General features: G+C 67.5%; 4 protein-coding genes. 3 read left to right on the top strand and 1 reads right to left on the bottom strand.

Annotation, left to right across the window (positions count from 1 at the left end; genetic code table 11):
• Positions 1 to 224: 224 nt before the first annotated feature.
• From AB0389_RS37630 to AB0389_RS37620, 3 genes are read left to right on the top strand one after another with little or no spacing between them, the layout of a single operon-like run.
• Positions 225 to 1,337, top strand: coding sequence for a site-specific integrase (locus AB0389_RS37630; RefSeq protein ID WP_366400092.1), 1,113 nt, complete (start codon positions 225 to 227; stop codon positions 1,335 to 1,337).
• Positions 1,334 to 1,678, top strand: a complete 345-nt coding sequence (locus tag AB0389_RS37625; protein ID WP_366400091.1) for a helix-turn-helix transcriptional regulator — start codon at positions 1,334 to 1,336, stop codon at positions 1,676 to 1,678. The genes AB0389_RS37630 and AB0389_RS37625 overlap by 4 nt, the downstream gene beginning before the upstream one ends.
• Positions 1,679 to 1,681: 3 nt before the next feature.
• Entirely contained in the window at positions 1,682 to 3,997 is a 2,316-nt protein-coding gene (locus AB0389_RS37620) for a hypothetical protein (RefSeq protein ID WP_366400090.1), read from the top strand.
• A 28-nt stretch (positions 3,998 to 4,025) separates the two neighbouring features.
• Here AB0389_RS37620 and AB0389_RS37615 read toward each other — a convergent pair whose 3' ends face one another.
• Complete coding sequence (locus AB0389_RS37615; protein WP_366400089.1) at positions 4,026 to 4,508, bottom strand: DUF4265 domain-containing protein; 483 nt, start codon at positions 4,506 to 4,508, stop codon at positions 4,026 to 4,028.
• Positions 4,509 to 4,705 lie beyond the last annotated feature (197 nt).

Genomic DNA, 4,705 nt, shown 5'->3' with positions numbered 1-4,705 from the left:
CTAAGTGGAGTCCGTGCGGGTTCGTGAAGAGAACGCGCGGGCGGCAGATACGCAGTTCAGCAGGTCAACGCAGTGCTTTCGCCCTCAAGTCGACCGTGGGGGATTCTGCTCGTAACTCCTGGATTTCAGGAGTGACGCATGTAATCTAGGCGTCCATGTCGGATTCCGAGACTCGCACTCTGACGTTCGTGCCCCGTGCTGGGGTGGCGGACGACGCCGGCCCAATGCCCCTGGATACTGGGCTGGCCGACGTCATCACGTTGCAGCGTCGGCGCGAGGCCCGGCTCTCCGCCGAGGACGAGGAAACGTTCTTCATCGAGACGCTCTCCGAGTACCAGTGGGCACGGGATGCCGCTGGCCTCGCGCCGACGACTCTGGACAGGATCGTCAAGCCGGTGATCGAGGTCTGCGACTTCTACGGTGTGGTGCCCTGGCGGCTCACCCCGCGTGAGTTGGACCGCTACTTCGCCGGGCCCGGCAAGCGCGGGCACTCGACGGTCCGAACCAAGATCAACAGGATCGACGGCTACTTCGCGTTCCTCGAGCAGCGGTACGCCGGCGAGATCCTCCGCCGGTTCGGCGCCGCGGTCGAGTCGCCGGTCGACCCGTTCAACCGGCCGCGTCACCGCGGTGACTTCGGGTTGCGGATCCCGCCGTCGCGACAGGCGATGAAGGAGTTCTTCGCCCGCTGGCGGGCTGATCTGCCGCAGGCCCGGAAGCCGATGGTGGCCTGCAGGGACTACGTCATGGCCAAGGTGGCGTACATCTCCGGCGTACGAGTCACCGAGCTGTGCGGGGTTCAGATCGGCGACATCCACTGGGAACTCGGCCAGTGGGGGCGCTTCGTCGTCAACGGCAAGGGAGCTCGCGGCTCCGGCCCGCGGCAGCGCCAGGCCTACCTGTTCCAGGAGGGCCGCGAGCTGCTGTGGTGGTACGTCGAGGAGATCCGAGGCCAGTTCCGGGACGACCCGGAACATCCGAGCGCCCCGTTGTTCCCCTCCGAGCGACTACCGAAGGCGGTGGCCGCGTTGAACATGCCGATCGCACCAGCGCTCGACCCCTCGACGTTCCGCCGTGTACTGAAGACCGCTTCCGCGCAGTACCTGGCGGGACCGGTCACGCATCTTCATCCGCACCTCCTCCGTCACGCCTGCGCGACGCACAACTACGAGCGCGGCATGAGCCTGTGGGAGGTTCAGAGAATCTTGGGCCACGACTGGGCGACCACGACGGTCCGGTACCTGGCTTCCGTCCACGCGGAGCCGGAGCACGCCAACCTGGCCGCCAGCGCCCTGGCGGCACAGCGTCTCGTCATGGACAAGGGGAACCTGCGGTGAAGTGGAACCTGCGCTGGGCCGCGGCCAAGCGCGACATCTGGCGCCCGACCGACCTGCTCGCCGCGTTCAAGGAGGTCGGCTTCAACCCGTCGTTGAGCAAGGTTTCGGCGATGTGGGGATCCACGCCGATCTCGGTCCGCCTCGACGACCTCGACATGATCTGCCAAGCGCTGAACTGCACGGTGGCAGACCTGCTCGAGGCGGAACCCGTCGAGGTACGGAGGCCCTCCGACCAGAATCTGCCGAAGGCTGTCGGTGAATCCGGGCCAAGCGGTGGAGCGGCGCGGCCGACCCCACGCCAGCCCCGAGGCGACGGACTGCGGTCGCTGCCGCCGAACTGAACCATGACTGCTCTCCCGCGTCCCCGGCAGTGCCTGGAGTGCCTGAACTGGGGCTTCAACTACAGCTACTGCGGCACCTGCCGCCGTTGGCGTCAGAAGCAGCCCACCACGGCAAGCTGTCGACGCTGCCGGCACACCGCCCGGGTGAGTACAGCCGAGCACGTGTGTCGGCCGTGCCTGCGGGCGATCCGCAGCGAGCGGGACTTCGAGTGGCTGGCGGATCCCGACGGCTGCCCTTCGCGAGATCGCCAGCTCTCGCTGATCTTCCCCGGACTGAACGGCAAGGGCTTGGCCCAGCCGCTCAGCCGTCCTGGTCGTAGCTGGGACACGGCGCGATTGATCCAGCGGCTCGGTGAAGGCCAGGAGGAACAGGACGATCTGACGTTCAGCCCGCCGACCTCGCCGGGGCAGATGCTCCTGTTCACCCGCCGACGGGTGCTCGGGCACCTGGCCGAGGCACGGATCAGAGCGCGTCCTCTGGCGGACTGGGACCGGGTGGAGCGGGTTCTCGTGCAGCGGGCGGCTGACCTCGGACACGGCGAGGGGTGGGTCCGGCAGGTCGGCGGAGCGGTCAGGGTGATGCTGGCGCTCCGGGAGTCCGACGGCGGGGGCCTCATACCGGTGGAGGCTCTGAAGAACATCTCTGCCATGCGGCAGGCCGTCGCCGAAGTCCTTCAGCAGGCCGGGCTCCTGGACGTACCAGGCGGATGGACGGCGCCGCCGATGATCCGCGGAATCCGGCCGGCCCGACCACAAAGCTGCCGATCGTGCCAGGCATGGGGCATCCGGAGTTTCTGCCCCGGCTGCCGGGGCTGGCGGGACAACGCCGACCAGTTCGACGCCGGCGACTGCACGCGGTGCATGCGCGAGGACGTGCTGCTGAGGGACGGCCTCTGCCGAGGCTGCTGCCTGGACATCACCCTCAACGGACTACAGACGCGGCACCAGCCCTGGCGGCAGCTGATGCTCGGAGCCCCCTTCACGTTCAACACGACGGTCCACCTCGCCTACGTACGCCACGACGCCGGCCAGCCCGGCTTCCAGCCGCACTGGAAGCATTCGCCGGAACCGGAGCGGACCACCTCCGCACACCGTCTGATACCGGGCCAGGATCCGCTCTTCCCGATAGCCCGGGACTGGAGCAGGATCGCTTCCCGTCCCCTGGCCGAACTGCCTCTCCTGACCCCTGGCGACGAGGAGCTCGTCACCGCGCTGTTTGAGGAAGCGCAACAGCTGCGGTGGCGCGAGGGGCCCCGCGACAAGTGCGTCCGGGCGCTGCGAGTCCTCGCATCCTGGCTCGGCACCGACGCCCCGATACCCGAGGAGGACATCCGGACGCTCTCGGCCGCGACCGCCCGAAGCGGGCCGGGGCCACGCCTCGCCCAGTTCCTCGCCAGGCGTGACAGGCTGGTCCCGGCCCAGCGGAAGAACACGGACGCCGTCCGCGTCGAGTCCGCCATCGCGCAGTACAGCGGCAACATCGCGGACGAGCTCCGCACCTGGGTGAAGGTCCTGCGCGGGGGCGGGCGGTGGGAGCACCCGGCCACCACCTGGGTGACCATTCGCCGCTACCTGGGCTACCTGAAGCCCGTTCTCGACGACTGGCAGGCGGCCGGCGTGTCGAGCCTGCGCGAGGTCGGCAGAGAGGAGGTGGACAACGCGCTCAAGGCTCGTCAGGGACGCACTGCCGAAGGCTTCCACAGCGCCGCGCGCAGTCTCTTCCGAGCACTGAAGCAGGAGCGCGTGATCTTCGCGGATCCCACTCGTGGCTTCACCGTCACCGCTGTGGAGAAGGTCCCGCGCTCGATTCCGTCCGACTCGTTGAAGGGCATTATCGACCGCACGCCGATGACCGCCCACAAGCTGATCGTCGTCCTGGTCGCTGTCCATGCCCTCGGCTTGAACGAGATCACCCGGCTCCCGGCCAGCGCGCTCAACCTCTCCGACGGACGGCTGACCGTTCGGCGCCCGGGACGCAGGCACGTGGTCTACCTTGACGAACTCACCTACGAGCTGGCAGCCGAGTGGATGCGCGAACGGCACCGGCTCTGGCCCATGTCGAGCAATCCGCACCTGATCGTGAACCGGTTCACCGCCATGAACACCGACGCCCCGCCCATCTCGCGCAGCACGATCAAGGACGTGTTCACCGCGCTCAGGCTGAGCGGGCAGAGAGTCCGCATCGACCGGATACTCCACGAGGCCCAGCTCACCGCAGACCCGCTCCACCTCATCAGACTGTTCGGGATCAGCGAGGTCACCGCGGTCAGGTACATCCACGCTGCCCACCCCGAACGCACCGGCAAGTCTCTGCGTTGAGGATGGGCAGGCTGTCCTCAACTCCACTTCAGGCGGCAGCCGTCCAGGCGGGAGTGACACACCCTTCTTCCCAGTGCCACCACTCCTTGGCCGCACCGTGCTCCAACAGCTTCCGAATGCGAGGGATGTCCGCCTCCGGTGGGATGTCCAATGCGACCATGCGGAACTTTTCGATTCCCTCGCCCGTCGTGCCGAGCCGATGGAAGGTCTCCAGCACGGTCTGCCGGGCGGCAGCCGATCCCCCGTCCTTCAGCACGATCAACCGGATGGTGCAGTTCTCCGAAGCACGGACGGTCTCCCCAGCCCAACGCAGTCCGTCGTCGTCGATTTCCACTTGGACGATGTCGCCGCTGGCGACCCCGCGTACGAACCACGGGGTGTTGTCCAGCCTCACTGTCCCGTCACCCAGGTCCACCGCCCACAGGCTCTCAACACTCGCAGGGGGCCAGCCGTCCTCGTCCACCTCCATCCGGAAGTGGATCTTCACATGATCATCGCTGATGTTCGTCACCGCGCCATCATCCTCATCTGTCAGGAACGCGAGGACTTCGGGGCCACAGGAGCCGTCATCGCCCCGACGAGCTACTCATGATCTGACTGTGTCTGGTGTCTCGGGCAGGAACCCGCTCGTCGTAAGCGGCGCCCAGAGATGCCGACGCGCGGGTTCAGCAACGTCTTCGTCCGAGATTTCGCGAACCCGCCTTCTTT

Origin of the sequence: Streptomyces sp. NPDC093109, from assembly GCF_040701725.1 — a bacterium.
Lineage (GTDB): Bacteria > Actinomycetota > Actinomycetes > Streptomycetales > Streptomycetaceae > Streptomyces.
This window is presented reverse-complemented; position numbering and strand designations above follow the sequence as displayed.

Excerpts from the sequence above, each read along its gene's own strand:
- AB0389_RS37630 (WP_366400092.1), top strand. The coding sequence starts at position 225 with ATGCCCCTGGATACTGGGCTGGCCGACGTCATCACGTTGCAGCGTCGG.
- AB0389_RS37620 (WP_366400090.1), top strand. The coding sequence starts at position 1,682 with ATGACTGCTCTCCCGCGTCCCCGGCAGTGCCTGGAGTGCCTGAACTGG.